15 protein-coding genes and 1 pseudogene are annotated in these 16,616 nt (G+C 70.1%); 7 read left to right on the plus strand and 9 right to left on the minus strand.

What is annotated here, in order from left to right:
* Window positions 1-30 precede the first annotated feature (30 nt).
* The 3 genes from ACIRJR_RS31230 to ACIRJR_RS31240 form a co-directional block, all read right to left on the minus strand.
* Window positions 31-2,364 (minus strand): arylsulfatase, encoded by a 2,334-nt coding sequence (locus tag ACIRJR_RS31230; protein WP_403786836.1) that lies wholly within the window; start codon window positions 2,362-2,364, stop codon window positions 31-33.
* A gap of 40 nt (window positions 2,365-2,404) precedes the next feature.
* Window positions 2,405-3,808 carry an MFS transporter gene (locus ACIRJR_RS31235; protein ID WP_403786838.1) on the minus strand — a complete coding sequence of 468 codons (1,404 nt, stop codon included), beginning with the start codon at window positions 3,806-3,808 and terminating at the stop codon, window positions 2,405-2,407.
* Between the two features lie 151 nt (window positions 3,809-3,959).
* Window positions 3,960-4,931: a formylglycine-generating enzyme family protein gene (locus tag ACIRJR_RS31240; RefSeq protein ID WP_403786840.1), complete on the minus strand. Its 972-nt coding sequence runs from the start codon at window positions 4,929-4,931 to the stop codon at window positions 3,960-3,962.
* Between the two features lie 405 nt (window positions 4,932-5,336).
* Here ACIRJR_RS31240 and ACIRJR_RS31245 point away from each other — a divergent pair, with 405 nt between their 5' ends.
* Together ACIRJR_RS31245 and ACIRJR_RS31250 are read left to right on the plus strand one after the other, a co-directional pair.
* Entirely contained in the window at window positions 5,337-6,827 is a 1,491-nt protein-coding gene (locus ACIRJR_RS31245; protein ID WP_403786842.1) for a long-chain fatty acid--CoA ligase, read from the plus strand.
* 119 nt (window positions 6,828-6,946) lie between these two features.
* Complete coding sequence (locus ACIRJR_RS31250; RefSeq protein WP_403786844.1) at window positions 6,947-8,341, plus strand: DUF1254 domain-containing protein; 1,395 nt, start codon at window positions 6,947-6,949, stop codon at window positions 8,339-8,341.
* Between the two features lie 387 nt (window positions 8,342-8,728).
* Here ACIRJR_RS31250 and ACIRJR_RS31255 read toward each other — a convergent pair.
* Window positions 8,729-8,957, minus strand: a pseudogene (locus ACIRJR_RS31255) (NAD(P)/FAD-dependent oxidoreductase); the annotation flags it as partial.
* The gene (locus ACIRJR_RS31260) at window positions 8,954-9,376 is read right to left on the minus strand and encodes an arsenate reductase ArsC (protein WP_403786846.1); all 423 of its coding nucleotides are present in this window, start codon (window positions 9,374-9,376) and stop codon (window positions 8,954-8,956) included. The pseudogene ACIRJR_RS31255 and the gene ACIRJR_RS31260, both read right to left, overlap by 4 nt.
* 95 nt (window positions 9,377-9,471) lie before the next feature.
* On the opposite strand from ACIRJR_RS31260, the gene ACIRJR_RS31265 reads away from it, so the two are divergent.
* Both ACIRJR_RS31265 and arsB read left to right on the plus strand, forming a co-directional pair.
* Window positions 9,472-9,780 (plus strand): ArsR/SmtB family transcription factor, encoded by a 309-nt coding sequence (locus tag ACIRJR_RS31265; protein WP_403786848.1) that lies wholly within the window; start codon window positions 9,472-9,474, stop codon window positions 9,778-9,780.
* Window positions 9,777-10,898: an ACR3 family arsenite efflux transporter gene (gene arsB / locus ACIRJR_RS31270; protein WP_403786850.1), complete on the plus strand. Its 1,122-nt coding sequence runs from the start codon at window positions 9,777-9,779 to the stop codon at window positions 10,896-10,898. The genes ACIRJR_RS31265 and arsB overlap by 4 nt, the downstream gene beginning before the upstream one ends.
* Window positions 10,899-11,048: 150 nt before the next feature.
* Here arsB and ACIRJR_RS31275 read toward each other — a convergent pair whose 3' ends face one another.
* Window positions 11,049-11,522 carry a GNAT family N-acetyltransferase gene (locus tag ACIRJR_RS31275; protein WP_403787029.1) on the minus strand — a complete coding sequence of 158 codons (474 nt, stop codon included), beginning with the start codon at window positions 11,520-11,522 and terminating at the stop codon, window positions 11,049-11,051.
* 354 nt (window positions 11,523-11,876) lie between these two features.
* Window positions 11,877-12,242: an ArsR/SmtB family transcription factor gene (locus tag ACIRJR_RS31280; protein WP_403786852.1), complete on the minus strand. Its 366-nt coding sequence runs from the start codon at window positions 12,240-12,242 to the stop codon at window positions 11,877-11,879.
* 104 nt (window positions 12,243-12,346) lie between these two features.
* On the opposite strand from ACIRJR_RS31280, the gene ACIRJR_RS31285 reads away from it, so the two are divergent.
* The 3 genes from ACIRJR_RS31285 (at window position 12,347) to ACIRJR_RS31295 (ending at window position 15,089) form a co-directional block, all read left to right on the plus strand.
* Window positions 12,347-13,741: an NAD(P)-binding domain-containing protein gene (locus ACIRJR_RS31285; RefSeq protein WP_403786854.1), complete on the plus strand. Its 1,395-nt coding sequence runs from the start codon at window positions 12,347-12,349 to the stop codon at window positions 13,739-13,741.
* Window positions 13,742-13,801: 60 nt separating this feature from the next.
* Window positions 13,802-14,272, plus strand: a complete 471-nt coding sequence (locus ACIRJR_RS31290) for an ArsI/CadI family heavy metal resistance metalloenzyme (protein WP_403786856.1) — start codon at window positions 13,802-13,804, stop codon at window positions 14,270-14,272.
* A gap of 193 nt (window positions 14,273-14,465) precedes the next feature.
* Window positions 14,466-15,089 (plus strand): hypothetical protein, encoded by a 624-nt coding sequence (locus ACIRJR_RS31295; RefSeq protein WP_403786858.1) that lies wholly within the window; start codon window positions 14,466-14,468, stop codon window positions 15,087-15,089.
* 229 nt (window positions 15,090-15,318) lie between these two features.
* Here ACIRJR_RS31295 and ACIRJR_RS31300 read toward each other — a convergent pair whose 3' ends face one another.
* Together ACIRJR_RS31300 and ACIRJR_RS31305 are read right to left on the minus strand one after the other, a co-directional pair.
* Window positions 15,319-16,122 carry a hypothetical protein gene (locus tag ACIRJR_RS31300; RefSeq protein ID WP_403786860.1) on the minus strand — a complete coding sequence of 268 codons (804 nt, stop codon included), beginning with the start codon at window positions 16,120-16,122 and terminating at the stop codon, window positions 15,319-15,321.
* Window positions 16,119-16,604: a SigE family RNA polymerase sigma factor gene (locus ACIRJR_RS31305; RefSeq protein WP_403786862.1), complete on the minus strand. Its 486-nt coding sequence runs from the start codon at window positions 16,602-16,604 to the stop codon at window positions 16,119-16,121. Before ACIRJR_RS31305 ends, ACIRJR_RS31300 begins: the two co-directional genes overlap by 4 nt.
* Window positions 16,605-16,616: the final 12 nt, after the last annotated feature.

Raw genomic sequence — 16,616 nt, forward strand, 5'->3', positions numbered from 1 at the left:
GCCCGGGGCCATCTCCGTACCACCGCGGCTCTACTGCAGCGACGCCTTGGCCTTCGCCTCACCCATCGGGTCGTGGTGGGCGTCGTCGCCGCTGTCGAGAACGACCTTGTGGATGCGGCCGCCGGTGAACACGCCCCGGACGGTCCCGTAGTCGTCGGTGACCGGGTTGCCGTTGTCCTCGCCGATGTCCAGGCCGTCCGTCATGTGGTAGATGAACGGCACCGTGTGCGTCAGGCGCACGGACCCGGCCGGCTTGCCGTCGACGAACAGCTCGCCGAGACCGCCCTTGCCGACGCCCCCGCCGTCGTAGGTGAAGCGGTAGCGCAGCTCGTGCCTGCCCGGGCCGATCGGCACCGGTGCGGCGATCTCGTAGCGCTCCACGTCGACCCAGCTGTAGTGGAACACCGGGGCGCCTTCGCGCACGTACAGCGCCCAGCCGGCGAACCGGCTGCCCTGGGCCGCGATCACACCGCGTGCCGTGTCCTCGGTGACCTCCACGTCAGCGGTGAGCGTCCAGGAGCGGTTGCGCGTCGACGGCAGTACGGACTCGTGCAGGGCGCGCATACCCGGGTAGAGGGTGACACTGTCCGCGCTGCCCACCGTGGGCCGGCCGACCACGTCGCTGTTCACGCGCGCCGCCTTGCGGTCGTCCAGCGGGAAGACGTGGTACTTGGCGCCCTCGATGAGGAACAACTCCTTGAGCCGCTCCAGCTTGTCCGGCTGCTCGGCCGCCAGGTCGTGCGACTGGCTGGTGTCGCCGGGGGCGTACAGCTCCCAGACGTCCTCGGAGAACGGCCGCTGCTCGCCGTCGAGTTCCCACGGCACCGCGTGCTTGGTGCACGCGGACCAGCCCTCGTGGTAGATGCCGCGGTTGCCGAAGATCTCGAAGTACTGGGTGGTGTGCCGCTCGGCGGCGTCCGGGTCATTCAGGGCGTACGCGAAGGAGACGCCCTCAAGGGGCTTCTGCGCCACGCCGTTGACGGAGGTCGGCTCGGGGATGCCGGCGAGGTCGAGGACGGTCGCCGCGACGTCGTTGACGTGGGTGAACTGTTCGCGGATGCCGCCCGGTGCGTCGATGCCGGCGGGCCAGTGCACGAGGGTGCCGACGCGGGTGCCGCCCCAGTGGGAGGCCATCTGCTTGGTCCACTGGTACGGGGTGTTCATGGCGTGGGCCCAGCCCACCGGGTAGTGGTTGTAGAGCGTCGGGCCGCCGAGCTCGTCGGCGCGTTCCAGCATCGATTCGACCGTGGCCGGGACGATGTTGTACGTCGCGTACTCGTTGACGCAGCCGTCCGGGCCCGCCTCCGCGCTCGCCCCGTTGTCGCCCATGACGTAGAGGATCAGGGTGTCGTCGAGCACCCCCATCTCCTCCAGCGCGTCCACGACCCGGCCGACCTGCGCGTCGGTGTGCGTGGCCATGCCCGCGTACGCCTCCATCATGCGCGCGTACAGCCGCCTGGCGTCCTCGGGCTGGTCGGCCCACGCCTCCATCTCCGCGGGGCGCTCGCTCAGTCGGCAGTCCTCGGGGACGATGCCGAGCTCCTTCTGCGCGGCCAGGGTCCGCTCCCGCTGCTCGTCCCAGCCGTGGTCGAAGCGGCCTCGGTACGCCTCGATGTACTCCTGGGGCGCCTGGAGGGGCGAGTGGCAGGCGCCGAACGCGAGGTAGCCGAAGAACGGCTGGTCGGGCGTGACGGCCTGCTGCTCGCGGATGTCGGCGATGACGCGATCGGCGAGGTCCTCGCTGAGGTGGTAGCCGGGCTCGGTCGGTGTCGGAACCGGCGTGGTGCCCTCGTACAGGTTCGGGTACCACTGGTCGGTCTCGGCGCCCATGAATCCGTAGAAGCGCTCGAACCCCTCGCCGACGGGCCAGCGGTCGAACGGTCCCGAGCGGGAGGTCTCCCAGGTGGGCGTCTGGTGCCACTTGCCGAAGGCGAAGGTGTTGTAGCCGTTGCGGCGCAGGATCTCCGGCAGCGGGGCGCAGGAGTCGGGCCTCGATGAGGTGTAGCCGTCGTGGCTGGTGGCCAGTTCGGTGATGCCGGCGGCGCCGACCGTGTGGTGGTTGCGGCCGGTCAGCAGGGAGGCGCGGGTGGGCGAGCAGATCGCGGTGGTGTGGAAGCGGTTGAGGCGCAGTCCGTTGTCGGCGAGGCGCTCGGCGGTGGGCATGGCGCACGGTCCGCCGAAGGAGGACGAGGCACCGAACCCCATGTCGTCGACGAGGACGATCAGCACGTTGGGGGCGCCCTTCGGCGGCCTGATCCGCTCGATGGGCTCGGGCTGCTGGGCGTCCCGGACGTCCATCGGTGTGGCTCGGGGCCGCTTCGGCTGCTGGATCGGGAGGGTGGCACGGTAGGCCGGATTCACCACGGGAGTGGTCCTTTCGGGGTGGAGCGGTGGGGGGTACGGGTCAGGCGTCGGCCGGGCACGCGGCCGGGCCGCCGACCGGTTCCGCGACGGCGCGGCGGTAGCGCAGCACCAGGGGGAGCGTCATCAGCAGGAGCAGACCGGGCAGGACGGAGAAGCCGAGCCGGATGCCCTCGATCGCGGTCGTCGACTGTGTGACAGGGTCGTCCAGGGTCGAGGACGCGTACCCGGTGAGTGACAGGACGAGGGTGTAGCAGAGCGGGCCGAGCGCGTGTCCGGCCGTGTCAACCGCCGTCCACACCCCCGAGAGCACGCCCGCGCTGTCGTGCCCGGTGCGCGCGGCCTGCATGCGCATGCAGTCGGTGAGCAGGGCGAACAGGGCCACCAGTCCAGCTGCCTGGCCCAGAGCGGGGAGCACGCTCGCCACGGCGGTGGTCGCGACGCCGGCACCGACGGCTACGTACAGGGCGATGCCACCCGCGCTCCACAGCAACAGGCCGGCCACCAGCACGGCGATGTTGCCGTACCTGCGGGCGAGCGCGCCCGCGGCGGGCACGGCGAGCGTGGAGCTGAGGGCGAACACCAGGAACACCACCGCCTGTTCCTTCTTGCCGCCGAGGAAGTACGTGGCCACGTAGGGCAGGCCCGTCAGCACCATCACGGTGAAGACGAAGTAGAGGAACAGGATCACCGACAGCAGCACGAACGGCCGGTTGCCCCTGGCGGTGCGGACGGCCGCGCGCAACGACGGCACATCGGCGGAGGGACGGGACCGCACGCCGCGGGTGGACACGACGGGGGCGAGCAGCACCACGAGCAGCACCACACCGATGATCACGGCCATGGCCCGGTACGCCCCCGGGGTGCCCTCCTCGGTCAGGAGCGGGCCCGCCACTCCGCCGACGAGCATGCCGAGGGCGAAGAAGAACGTCCGCCACGTCATCAGCCGCGTACGCTCCGTCGTCGAGTCGGCCATCTCGGCGGGCAGGGCCGTGAAGGGAACCTGGAAGCAGAGGTAGGCGGCGGAGGCGGTGAGGAACGCCGCGAACACCCACAGGGCCGCGAGGTCGCCGCGTACCGGTGAGCTGAAGGTGGCGACGAAGGCGAACGGCAGGATCACCGCACCCGACGCCATCAGCCGTCGGCGCCGGCCGGTGCGTGCCGCCTCGCGGTCACTGACCGCGCCGAACCAGGGGCTGGCCACCAGGTCGAACAGTTTCGGCACGGCGACGACGACACCCGCCAGAGCGGCCGGGACACCCAGTGCGTCCGTCATGTAGACGAGCAGCAGCAGACCGGGGAGCGTGTTGAAGGCGTTGGACGCGAAGGCGCCGACGCCCCAGCCGGCCATGCGGCGGACGGTCAGCGCCGGCTTCTGCGGATACGTGCCGCCGCCACTCCTGCCGTCGCCGCCGTCGCCGGGGCCTGGGGAAACCGAATTCATCATGTCGTGGGCCGTTCTTCGGTGGGGGCCTCCTGGGCCCTGGGAGATGTCCTGCGCCACACGATCGCCCCCGCTCCTCTCCCCCGCCTTGTCACACGGCGTCAAGATCTTGTCGGCAAATGGCAAGGGACGAACGGCAGGAGCATGCGACCGCTCACGCGTCGAAGGCACACCGGAATCCCATGTGCCCCGTGGTGCTGTCGGGGGTGTTGGAGGTGCGGGCGGCGACCCGGTAGCGGTTGCAGTAGGAGTCGTGGCACAGATAGGAGCCGCCTCGGATGACCTTCGCGGTCCCGGAGGACGGGCCTGCCGGATCGGTCCGCGGAGCCCGCCCGTGGTCCGTGCTCCACCAGTCCGCGCACCACTCCCAGACGTTGCCGGCGGTGTTGAACAGACCGAAGCCGTTCGGTGCGTAGGCGTCCGCCGGCGCGGTCCCCCGGTATCCGTCGTCCATCGTGTTCTTCGTGGGGAAATGGCCCTGCCAGATGTTGCAGCGGTGTTCTCCGCCTGGGGCCAGTTCGTCGCCCCAGGGGTAGCGGCGCTGTTCGAGGCCACCGCGCGCGGCGTACTCCCACTCCGCCTCGGTGGGCAGCCGCCCGCCCACCCACCGGCAGTAAGCCAGCGCGTCGTGCCACGACACATGGACCACGGGGTGGCGCCCCCGCTGGGCGACGTCACTGCCAGGCCCCTCGGGAGCGCTCCAGCAGGCCCCCTCGACACCGCACCACCACGGCGTCTGCGGGGCCCGGCGGGAGATCCGGCGCAGCGCGCCCGGCAGGAACGACGCGAAGACGTAGGACCAGCCGAACCGTTCGGCTTCGGTGACGTAGCCGGTCGCCGCGACGAATCCGCCGAACTCGACGTTGGTCACGGCGTACGGCGCGATCCGGAACGGGCGCAGCCGCACCGCACGTACCGGCCCCTCGCCGTCGTCCGCGAACCCCTCCGCCGTGTCCGTGCCCATGAGGAACTCTGCGCCCGGCAGCACCACGGCCTCGTTGTCCCGGCCATGCTCCGCCGCACCGTCCGGCCCCGCCGCTTCAGGGGCGGAAGGCGCCTCCGGTCGCTTTCCCGGCTGCCGCGCCGGCGTACAGCAACTGGAGGAAGGAGGGTCTGCGTGGCTCATACGTGTGTCCTCAGGTGAAGCGTGCCGTCCCGGCGCTGTCCTGCGCAGCCGTAACGGCGTCGGTGCCGTCATCCGCCCGGCGGCTCGGCCCGCCCCGCGCGGCGCCGCCGTCCCACACTGACAGGGCCTCCCGCCCAGGTCTTGTCAGCACAGGACAGTCAGCTGACGCGTGGTGACAAGTCCGGCCGACCGCCCACTCGTCCCTGCCCACCACGCCCCGCAGCGCTCCTCGCCTGTCCCGAACTGCCAAAACTTTGTCGCCTGATGTCAAGACCCGATGGAGGTCGTTCCGGGAACGTGAGCAATGCCCGCCCGGTACGCACCGCAGCTCGGCTCCGCCGTCCCGGACGCGACTGCGCGTATCCGCAGAGCCGTATCGAAAGCCCCGCACGAAAGAGGTCAACGGTGACCAATCTCGCCCACAACCTGGCGCACACCGCCGAGGTCCACCCTGACCGTCCCGCCCTCCGCCTCGACGACCAGGTGCTCGACTACCGGACGCTGGACGAGCGCAGTGCCCGCGTCACCTCCTGGCTGACCGCAGCGGGCGTCGCGCCGGGCGACCGGATCGCGATCATGCTGCCCAACGTCCCGCACTTCGCGGTCGTCTACTACGGAGCGCTGCGGGCGGGTGCCGTCGTCGTACCGATGAACCCCCTGCTGAAGGCGGACGAGATCGGCTACAGCGCCGGGGACTGCGGCGCCCGGGCGGTCCTCACCTGGGGGGCGTCGATGCCGGAGGCGTCGCTCGCCGCCGAGCGGCTGGGCATCACGTGCACCGACGTCACGACCGCTGAATTCGCCGCCGCTCTCGACTCCGTTGCCCCCGGCACGACGATCGCGGAGCGCGCGGACGACGACGCGGCCGTGATCCTCTACACCTCGGGCACGACCGGCCGCCCGAAGGGGGCCGTCCTCACCCACGGCAACCTGCGGAGCAACACCGAGACCGTCAGCGGGCTCCTCGGCATGACCGGCACCGACACCGTCTTCGGAGGTCTGCCCTTCTTCCATGTCTTCGGACAGACCTGCGGGCTCAACGCCGCCGTGCTGACCGGCGCCTGCGTGACGCTCCTGCCGCGGTTCGACCCCTCTGCGGCCCTGCGGATCCTGCTCCGCGACCGGGTCACCATCATGCAAGGAGTACCCACCATGTTCGTCGCCCTGCTCACGGCGGCGGAGGCGGCCGGCGGGGCGGGCACGGACACCGTCCGGGTCTCGGCGACCGGCGGCTCGGCCATGCCGGTCGACGTGCTGCACCGCTTCGAGGCGGCCTTCGGCTGCCCGGTCGTCGAGGGGTACGGACTGTCGGAGACCGCGCCCGTGGTCACGCTCGGGGCGGTCGGGGGCGTACGCAAACCCGGTTCGATCGGCACCCCCATCGACGGGGTGGAGGTCCGGCTGATCGACGAGGACGGCAAGGACGTCCCCGAGGACGGCATCGGGGAGATCGCCGTACGCGGCCCCAACGTCATGTCGGGCTACTGGAACCGGCCCGAGGCCGACGCGGCATCCTTCACGGATGGCTGGTTCCGCACCGGCGACCTCGCCCGCCGCGACGAGGACGGGCACTACTTCATCGTCGACCGCAAGAAGGACATGATCATCCGAGGCGGCTACAACGTCTACCCCCGTGAGATCGAGGAACTGCTCTATACCCACCCCGCCGTCGCCGAGGCCGCCGTCATCGGCGTCCCGCACGAGCTTCACGGGGAGGAGATCACCGCGGTCGTCACGCTCAGACCAGGCGCTGCGGCCACACCGGAGGACCTGCGCGCGTACGTCAAGACCCGGGTCGCCCCGTACAAGTACCCCAGGACCGTCCGCCTCGTCGACGCGCTCCCCAAGGGCCCCACGGGCAAGATCCTCAAGCGCGCCCTCACGGAACGGCTCTGACAACACCCGGCGCGGCCGGTCACGTGGACGGACTCACGAGGGTCCGCGACAGGTCGTCGCCGCGCCGCGCTCACCGGCTTCCGATACGTTCAGATATGTCCATGTGGAGAGGAATTCCCGTGAGCAGCCATCACAACGCGCCGTCAGGATCCGCACAAGAGGTGGGCGGGGTTCCCCCGGGCACGGTGATCACGCCGGAGTTCGCAAGTCTGCTCGCGCGCGACGTCTACATGTGGGGTTGGCCGATCGTCAACGCCTTCCACCGCCGCGCGTCCTTCACCTCGGCTCCCGAGCCCGGACTGGTCGGCGGCGTCCTGCCCGCCGCCCCTGTCGGCCACGTGACGATGCTGAGCCAGTACATCGACCCTTCACAGCGGTGGGTGGCACACCCCAATCAGGACGTCGCCTACGGTTTCGGCTACGGCGCGGTGGACGATGACCCGGTCGTGCTGCAGGTGCCGGACTTCGGAGACCGCTTCTGGGTCTACTCCCTCTACGACGCACGCAGCGAGGAGTTCTCGAAGCTCGGGCGTCAGTACGGCACCGAGCCGGGCAACTACCTGGTCGTCGGCCCCCACTGGGACGGCGAGGTACCCGCCGGCATCACCGGCGTTCTGCGATCCCCCACCGAGCTGGTGGCGATGGGCCCCCGCGTGTTCCTGGACGACACCGACGAGGACAGGGCAGCCATCCAGCCGGTCCTGAGCCAGGTCGTCATCTACCCCCTCAGCGCCTACACGGCGGGCACGAAGACCGTGGACTGGCGGAGTGTCCCGCACTTCCCGGCACCGGAGACAACGGCGAGCGAGACGCCGTGGGTCGACCCCGAGACGTTCTTCGACGAGCTGCCCGGGATCCTCGACCGCGTCCCCGCCCTGCCGGGCGAGGAGTCCCGCTACGCCATGATGCGGGCGCTGCTGGCCGCCGCCTCGTCGGATCCCGCGGTCGCGAAAGCCGTCAGGGAATCCGCCGCAGAGACCGAGACCGACGTCATCGCACCGCTGTTCAACTTCCGCACGAACGGGGTGATCCTGCCGGGAGGATGGACCTCACCGCCCAATGTCGCCCGTTGGGGGTTCGACTATCTGACGCGCACAGCGACGGCCAAGTCGAACATGTACGTCAACCAACCCGAGGAGACACGGTACTTCTTCCTCGAGTACGACAGCCAGGGCCGACGCCTCAACGGCGACCAGGACTACACGATCACCTTCCCGCCCGGGCAGGTACCGCCGGTGAACGGTTTCTGGTCACTCACGTTGTACAACCCGGAGCACTTCTTCGCTCCGAACGATCTCGGCCGCTATTCACTCGGGACGAAGAACCGAGCCCTGAAGTTCGAGGCCGACAACTCCCTGACCCTCCACATCCAGCACGAGTCGCCCGGCGCGGAGCACGAGTCGAACTGGCTGCCCGCACCTCATGGCGAGTTCGAGCTGACCATCCGTACCTACTGGCCGGCACCCGAGGTCAACGAGGGCGACTGGACACACCCGCCTGTACATCAGTTGTGAGCTGACCCGGCTGAGCGCTCTTCCCTGAGACGCCGGTCCTCGACTCCGCTCATACGCACGTGCGTGAGCGATGCGTGAGCGGACGGTACGACACAAGATGTCACCGACGGCATCGACCACCGGACTCGGCGGCGCTGACCAGGCACGACAGCATGATGCGGCACACCCCGGCACACCCCGGCACCCTCCGGCAAGGATTCGATCCCACTCCCAAAGCGGGTGTCGCAGGTTCGAATCCGGCCGGGGGCACCACGCGTTACCGCTCTGACCTGGGGTTTACCGGCCAGGGAAGCGCCCTGTTCGGCCCCGGACCTCTCGTCCGGGGCCGATTGCGTAAGCAGGTATGAAGTTGATCGCCTGAGTGCCCCCATGGACCAGCCCCACGGCCATCACGGCGCCGAACTTCTCGGCCGGGGCCGCATCCTGTCCAAAAGGTCCGGGCCGTCGACGCCCTCGGCAAAGCCGGGGAAGTTCTCGACTTCGGTGGTAGTGGTCAGGGAGCCGCCGACGACGATGCCGCCGAACGGCACGGCCCTGATCCGGGTGCGGGCGGTGTGGCGGCGGTGCAGCCGGCGGGGCCGGAGCCGATGATGACGACGTCGCTTGTCCCGCTCACGCCGTGCCCGCCGGAGCGATCTCCTTGATCAGGCCCTCGACCAGCGCCTTGATCTCGTCGCGGATGGGCCGGACGGCTTCCACGCCCTGGCCGGCCGGGTCGCCCAGCTGCCAGTCGAGGTAGCGCTTGCCGGGGAAGACGGGGCAGGTGTCGCCGCAGCCCATCGTGATGCACACGTCGGACTCGCGGACGGCATCGACGGTGAGGACCCTCGGCGTCTCGGCGGAAATGTCGATGCCGACCTCGGCCATCGCTTCGACGGCGGCAGGGTTGACGGAGGCGCCCGGATTCGAGCCGGCGGAGCGGACCTCGACACGGTCCCCAGCCAGGTGGGTCAGCCAGGCAGCGGCCATCTGGGAGCGGCCGGCGTTGTGGACACAGACGAACAGGACGGACGGCTTGCCGGAAGAGTCGGCCATGGTGATCGTTCTCTCTCGTCGCACGGCGGAACTCCACCGCCAATGACTTCAGCCCTCGCTGGTATCAGCGAGCGATGATGTGAAAGTATCAGTGCATGCTGACTTCAGTCGATCCTGATCTGATCCGGGTGCTGGGCGATCCGCTCCGCCTCCAGATCGTGACCCTGCTGGCGCGCGAGACGCTCTGCACGACGCACCTGATCGAGGAGACCGGCGCGAAGCAGACCAACCTGTCCAACCACATGAAGGTCCTGCGCGAGGCAGGCGTGGTGGAGACCGAGCCCTGCGGCCGCTTCACCTACTACAAGCTCAAGCCCGAGGTCCTGGCCAGGCTCTCCGAGCAGTTCGCCGCACTGGCCGACTCCGCCCGCACCGCTTCCGAGAACAAGAGGGCCTGCCCGTGACCTCCACCGAGCCCACCACCTCCCCCGCTGCGGCCGGCGGTGGGGACGACTCGATCGTCAAGAAGCTCTCCACCCTCGACCGCTACCTCGCGGTGTGGATCCTGCTCGCCATGGCCTTCGGCCTCGGGCTCGGGCGGCTGATCCCCGGGATGAACGACACGCTGGCGAAGATCGAGATCGGCGGGATCTCCCTGCCGATCGCGCTCGGCCTGCTGGTCATGATGTACCCGGTGCTGGCCAAGGTCCGCTACGACAAGCTCGAAACCGTTACCGGCGACCGCAGACTGATGGTGTCCTCGCTGGCCATCAACTGGATCGTCGGGCCCGCCGTCATGTTCGCCCTGGCGTGGATCTTCCTGCCCGACCTGCCCGAGTACCGCACGGGCCTGATCATCGTCGGCCTCGCCCGCTGCATCGCCATGGTCATCATCTGGAACGACCTCGCCTGCGGCGACCGCGAAGCCGCAGCCGTCCTCGTCGCCCTGAACTCCGTTTTCCAGGTGTTCGCGTTCGGCCTGCTGGGCTGGTTCTACCTCGACCTGTTGCCGCGCTGGATGAACCTGGGCGACGGCCAGGGCCTGGACGTCTCCGTCTGGCACATCGCGTTGAACGTCGTCATCTTCCTCGGCATCCCGCTGCTCGCCGGTTTCCTCACCCGCCGCATCGGCGAGCGGAAGATGGGCCGCAGCAGTTACGAGGCGAAGTTCCTGCCGAAGATCGGCCCCTGGGCCCTGTACGGGCTGCTGTTCACGATCGTCATCCTCTTCGCCCTGCAGGGCAAGACCATCACCTCGCAGCCGCTGGACGTCGTACGGATCGCGCTGCCGCTCCTGGTCTACTTCGCGATCATGTTCTTCGGGACCTTCCTTCTCGGCAAGGGCCTCGGCCTCGCATACGACCGCACGACCACGCTCGCGTTCACCGCCGCGGGCAACAACTTCGAGCTGGCCATCGCCGTCGCCATCGCCACCTTCGGCGTCACCTCCGGCCAGGCCCTGTCCGGTGTCGTCGGCCCTCTGATCGAAGTGCCCGTCCTGATCGGCCTCGTGTACGTCGCATTGGCCTGGCGTAAGAAGTTCGCCCCCTCGGCGCTCGCCACCCGGGAGAGGGACGCCTGACGCGATGCGTCCTGACGCAGTGACCGGTCAGACGGACATGGTGGTGATCGGCGCCGGGCAGCCGGGCTTGCCGCCGGATACCACCTGCACCGCAAGAACCTGGACTTCGTGATACTGGACGCGCACGGCACACCCGGCGACGGGGGCGACTCAGTTGACGTGACGGCTGCGGCGCTCGATCAGTTGCACATCCCGCCACGTGCCATGGAGTCGGCCGACGCGTTCCCGTGTCCCGATGACGCGGAAGCCGGCCTGCTGGTGCAGGGCGAGACTGGCCGTGTTCTCGGGAAAGATCCCCGACTGGATGGTCCAGACCCCGGCCGCCTCCGTGGACGCGATCAATGCGTGCAGCAGAGCGCGAGCAATACCCTGCCCGCGGGCGTCCGGGTGCACGTAGACGGAATGCTCGACCACGCCGGCGTATGCGGCGCGGACGGAGACAGCCGAGACGGCGATCCAGCCGACCACGGCCGCGTCGGGGGTGAGTGCGACCAGGCGGTGATGAGGCAGCCTGGACTTGTCGAACGCCTCCCAAGAGGGGGCGGCTGTTTCGAAGGTGGCGTTGCCTTCATCGATCCCGGACTGGTAGATCCCCAGGACCTGCTGGGCGTGTTCGGCGAGCATGGGGGTGAGGGCGAACTGTGCGGGCACTGCGATTCCTTCCTGCCGCACGGTGCCGGCGCCGATTGTGCCGCGTTGCGGCGACTGGCCGAACGGGCCCCCTCCCCACTTCGGCGCTCCGGCCTGCGGACGGATGCGACGATCGCGAGCGCTGCGTACTGAACTCCTCAACCGCCTCGGAGCATCTGAGCCTGCTGCACCACGATGCCCTGGCGATCTCCCGCAAGGACGGCAAGCAGGTCTACGACCGGGGCGACGGCGCCACGATGGCCCAGCGCCTCTCCGCACTTCAGGCGTACCTGGCGAACTGCTGCCCGCCTGACTGCGCTCGTTGACCCTGCAGCCGCGGACCGGAAGTCAGCTGCGCAGGTCGAGCATGGAGGACATGGCCGCCACGACGGACGGCGCCACCTGGTAGTACACCCAGGTCCCGCGCCGCTCGGAGGTCAGCAGGCCGGCCTCGCGCAGCTTCTTCAGGTGGTGGGACACGGTCGGCTGGGAGACGCCGACGTCCTGGATGTCGCACACGCACGCCTCGCCACCGGGATGTGAGGCGACCCTGGAGAACAGCCGCAGCCGCACCGGGTCGGACAGCGCCTTGAACATCACGGCCATCCGCTCCGCGTCGTCCTGGGACAGCTCGCCTGCAGTGATGGGCGGGCAGCACGGCACTACCGTTTCGGGGTCCAGAACCGGCAGCTCCACAACCTCTGATTTCGACATGTGTCTATGTTGACACCCATCAATGCGAGTGGCAAGCTTCGAATATAGACAGCGATCGAAACAGCAACCGATACGGACGCCCCATCCCGGAGGACATCACCGCCATGACCGCCACAGCAGACCTTCCGGTCGTCGTCATCGGCGCCGGCCCCACCGGGCTCGCAGCCGCCGCCCACCTCGTCGAGCGAGGCATCGAACCGCTGGTCCTGGAAGCCGGGTCCTCCGCGGCCACCGCGGTGCGCGCCTGGTCGCACGTACGGCTCTTCTCCACCTGGGGCGAGCTCACCGACCCGGCCGCCGAGAAGCTCCTGGCGCCCTCCGGCTGGGCCAGGCCCGACGCGGACACCTACCCCACAGGCGGAAACTGGACCGAGCAGTACCTCCAGCCGCTCGCCGACGTCCTCGGGGACAAGGTCCGCTACGGCGCCACCGTCACCGGCGTCTCGCGCCTCGGCCGGGACCGGATCGTCGACGCCGACCGGGAGCAGCAGCCCTTCACCATCCGCCTCACGCGCGCCGACGGCACCGAGGAGCGGATCCTCGGCCGGGCCGTGATCGACGCGTCCGGTACGTGGTCCACCCCCAGCCCGATCGGCGCCGACGGGCTGCCCGCCCTGGGCGAACGCGCCGCCTGCGCCCACATCTCCTACCGCATCCCCGACCTCAAGGACCCCGCAGTCCGCGCCCGGTACGCCGGAAAGCGCACCGCCGTCATCGGCTCCGGGGCCTCCGCGTTCACCGCCCTGGCCGCCCTGGCCGGCGTAGCGAAGGACGAACCCGGCACCCACTCCGTGTGGATCCTGCGCCGTGGCATCAGCGGCTCCACCTTCGGCGGCGGCAGCGCCGACCAGCTCCCCGCCCGCGGTGCCCTGGGCCTGGCCGCCAAAGCCGCCGTCGACGACGGGTACGCCGACGCCGTCACCGGCTTCCGTACCGAAGTCATCGAGCGCACCGACAACGACCGCCTGACCCTCGTCGGTGAGGACGGCCGGCGCCTCGACCCGGTGGACGAGATCATCGTCCTGACGGGGCTGCGCCCCGATCTCTCGTTCCTGTCGGAGCTTCGCCTGGCTCTGGATGAGCGCCTTCAGGCACCGGTGGAGCTCGCCCCGCTCATCGACCCCAACCAGCACTCCTGCGGCACCGTCTACCCGCACGGCCACCGCGAACTGTCCCACCCCGAAGAGGGCGTCTACCTGGTAGGGATGAAGTCCTACGGCCGCGCCCCCACCTTCCTCGCGATGACCGGCTACGAACAGGTCCGCTCCGTCACCGCCGCCATCGCCGGCGACACCGAGTCCGCCGACCGTGTCGAACTCACCCTCCCCGAAACCGGAGTCTGCGGCGGCGCCGGACTCTTCGACGACCCCGCCGCCGGCCAGGCCGACGAAGGCGGCTGCTGCGCGCCGGCCCCCGCCCTCGTGCAGATCGGCACCGGTGTCTCCCTGTCGGCGGCAGCCGCCGAGGACACGACGTCCGGCGGTTGCTGCGGGTCCTGAACCTCCGCGCACCGGCCCATGCCGGCCGGTGCGCGTCCGCACCGAGTCAGGAGGAACGTCATGTCACGAGTACAGCTCGCCCTGCGCGTCCCCGATCTCCAAGCATCGATCGCCTTCTACACAAAGCTCTTCGGCACCGAGCCGGCCAAACTCCGCGAGGGGTACGCCAACTTCGCCATCGCCGACCCACCCCTCAAACTCGTCCTGGTCCAGGGCGCACCGGACGCGGATACGCGGATGGACCACCTCGGCGTCGAAGTCGCCACCACCGAAGAAGTCCACTCCGCCACCTCCCGCCTCCAGGACCAAGGGCTGGCGACCGACCTCGAGAACGACACCGCCTGCTGCTACGCCCTCCAGGACAAGGTGTGGGTCCACGGACCCGGCCAGGAGCCGTGGGAGGTCTACGTCGTCAAGGCGGACGCCGACTCGATGGCCAAGCAGAAGAACAGCACCTGTTGCGCGGACCCGGCCGTCACCGAAGCAGGCCCGCCGACGCCGCCGGCCGAGGCCGGTGGCTGCTGCCCGTGACCCGCCTCACCCAGGTCGCGGCCACCTGGACCGCCGCGATGCGCGGCAGCACCCACGACGGCCGTCGTGGGTGCTGCCGCGCACAGGAGTACGGGCTGTCGCGGAGCCGGGCACCGCGCAGGCGGATCAACGGTCCCCGAGGTGATCCCTGACCGCGTGGAACCGAGTGTTCGGGGCCGCACGTCCCCCGTACGTGCTCACCATCCTGGGGATACTCTTCGCCGTCGCGCCCGCCGTCGTCTGGATGGCCATCGCCCGCACCCGCCCCGTCGGCCTCGCGGTCGGCGGCGCGCTACTCGCCGGAGCCGGTCTGCTGATCAGCGTCCAGCAGGGCTGGACCGACGCTCCCAGGCCCGACGCGCACCTCGTGTTCACGGCCCTGGCGCCCCTGCTCATCGCCTGCGGTGCGGGACTGGAAGGACGGCACGAGGACTCCCCTCCCCCGGAATGGATACCCCGCCGCAACGGAGCGATCGGCTTCCTGGGGATGCAGTTCGCCCTCACCCTCGCGGTCGGCCTCCTGTACGCGATGATGCTCGGCGAGGGCTCGGACGCCCCGTCGTCGAGGGCCCTTCCCTCATTGCCGCCAGGCATCACCATGGTCGACGAAGGAACCGGCTGCGGTTCCGGCGGCTGCTCGCGCATCGCGACGGTCACCAGCGAGGACGGCCTGTCCCGCCCCGGGATCATCCGCGAACTGGGCCTTCAGCAGGAGAGCTGCCGCTCCAGCGGCTGGCTGCTCGACTGGCGTGACGTGTGCGTCGGGGCCAGGGACAACGGCCGGAACGTCACCGTCTACGCCCGCTGGGGATACTGATCCCCTGCCCGTCGAGCTGACCGGGCCCGCCCGAAGCCCTCGGAGGCGGCACCCGGTACACCGCGTCAGCAATGCAGGCGCGGCGCGACAGCACCAGGGCGCCGGACCCCCGCAGGACATCGCGCCGCGATCGGGGCCGTCCGCCGCGATGCCGAAACGGGAACACCGGGCTTCCGGCCGGGCGTGACGGAACCACCCGGCCGGAAGCCTCCCGGCCGGCACCGGGACGCTACTTCCCTGCCACCAGCTCCGGCCGCAGCATCAGGTCGCGCAGCTGCTCACGGGGCAGAGGCGGGTGCCGGAGCACCGGGCCGAGCTGTCCGTGGCCGCGGTAGCCCGCGCTGTCCCGCACGAACAGCACCCGGCCGTCGGGGAGCAGGAGCCGGCCGGTCAGCTCCTCGCCCCACTCCGGGGTGCCTTCGTCGACCGCCTTCGGCTGCCGCCAGATCGTCAGCACCTGTCCGCCGGCGAGTACTTCGCGCTCGCAGTCGGCGCGGGGTTCCTCGGTCCCGGTCCGCGAGCAGAGGTCGTCGGCCGGACCGTTCCCGCCGGGCATCTTGGCATCGACGTACGTCCGGTCGTGCAGGGCGATGCCCAGATAGCCGACACCGCCGTCCTGGTGGACGGCGTATCCGCCGTCCAGCGCGCCCTTGGTCCCCCCACTGGTGGCGCCCTCCAGATCCGCGTCCTTGAGGAGCACCGCCAAGGAGACCTCCTCGACCTTCCCCGTGCCGGCGGGCAGCAGCCCTGTGAGCCTCTGCTCCCGTCCGGAGCCACCGGTCAGCTCCGCATCCGTCCAGGGTGAAGCCGTGGCGGCCGGGGCCCGGTCCGATCCGCCGGTGATCACACCGGGCACGGTGGCCAGACCGCCCACGACGCCGGCCAGCACAGCTGCGGCCAGCACCCCGCGGCGCCGTCGGCGCACCTTCGATGCCTGGGCGAAGACGCCCGCGGTGTCGAGCGAGGGACCCTCGGCCGTCTCGGCGGCGCGCGCGAGCAGGTCACGCACCTCGCCGGTCATGAAGTCCTTCATACGAGTTCCTTCCCCATCTCGGCGCGGAGCGCCGCCAGCCCACGAGCTGTGTGGCTCTTCACCGTGTTCTCCCGCATGCCGAGCACCGCGGCAGTGGCCTCGACGCTCTGGTCCTCCCAGTAGCGCAGCACCAGCACGGCCCGCTGCCGCGGCGTGATGCGGGCCAGTGCCGCCCGCACGACCAGTCCGGTCTCGGAGTCGGCCTCGGGAGCGGGCCGCTCGGGCATCTCCCCGTACGCCTGCTCACGCCGCCAGAACCGCCGCCGCCCGGCGATAAACGTGTTGAAGAGCGTCTTGCGGGCGTACGCCTCCACGTGGTCCAGCCGCTTCAGGCGCCGCCAGCCGAGAACCACCTTGACCAGCGTTGTCTGAACCAGGTCCTCCGCCTCTTCGCGGTTGCCGCACATCAGGTAGGCGCTGCGGAAGAGTGCCAGGCGTCTGTCCCGGACGAAGTCGTGCAACGCGTCCTCGCCGCGCTCCATCCCACTCCCCCA

This window comes from Streptomyces sp. NPDC102402 (assembly GCF_044765765.1).
Lineage (GTDB): Bacteria > Actinomycetota > Actinomycetes > Streptomycetales > Streptomycetaceae > Streptomyces.

Coding starts and splice junctions, on each gene's coding strand:
- ACIRJR_RS31235 (WP_403786838.1), bottom strand. CDS start 3,808: ATGATGAATTCGGTTTCCCCAGGCCCCGGCGACGGCGGCGACGGCAGG.
- ACIRJR_RS31240 (WP_403786840.1), bottom strand. CDS start 4,931: ATGAGCCACGCAGACCCTCCTTCCTCCAGTTGCTGTACGCCGGCGCGG.
- ACIRJR_RS31260 (WP_403786846.1), bottom strand. CDS start 9,376: ATGGCCGACTCTTCCGGCAAGCCGTCCGTCCTGTTCGTCTGTGTCCAC.
- ACIRJR_RS31265 (WP_403786848.1), top strand. CDS start 9,472: ATGCTGACTTCAGTCGATCCTGATCTGATCCGGGTGCTGGGCGATCCG.
- ACIRJR_RS31275 (WP_403787029.1), bottom strand. CDS start 11,522: ATGCTCGCCGAACACGCCCAGCAGGTCCTGGGGATCTACCAGTCCGGG.
- ACIRJR_RS31280 (WP_403786852.1), bottom strand. CDS start 12,242: ATGTCGAAATCAGAGGTTGTGGAGCTGCCGGTTCTGGACCCCGAAACG.
- ACIRJR_RS31285 (WP_403786854.1), top strand. CDS start 12,347: ATGACCGCCACAGCAGACCTTCCGGTCGTCGTCATCGGCGCCGGCCCC.
- ACIRJR_RS31290 (WP_403786856.1), top strand. CDS start 13,802: ATGTCACGAGTACAGCTCGCCCTGCGCGTCCCCGATCTCCAAGCATCG.
- ACIRJR_RS31300 (WP_403786860.1), bottom strand. CDS start 16,122: ATGAAGGACTTCATGACCGGCGAGGTGCGTGACCTGCTCGCGCGCGCC.
- ACIRJR_RS31305 (WP_403786862.1), bottom strand. CDS start 16,604: ATGGAGCGCGGCGAGGACGCGTTGCACGACTTCGTCCGGGACAGACGC.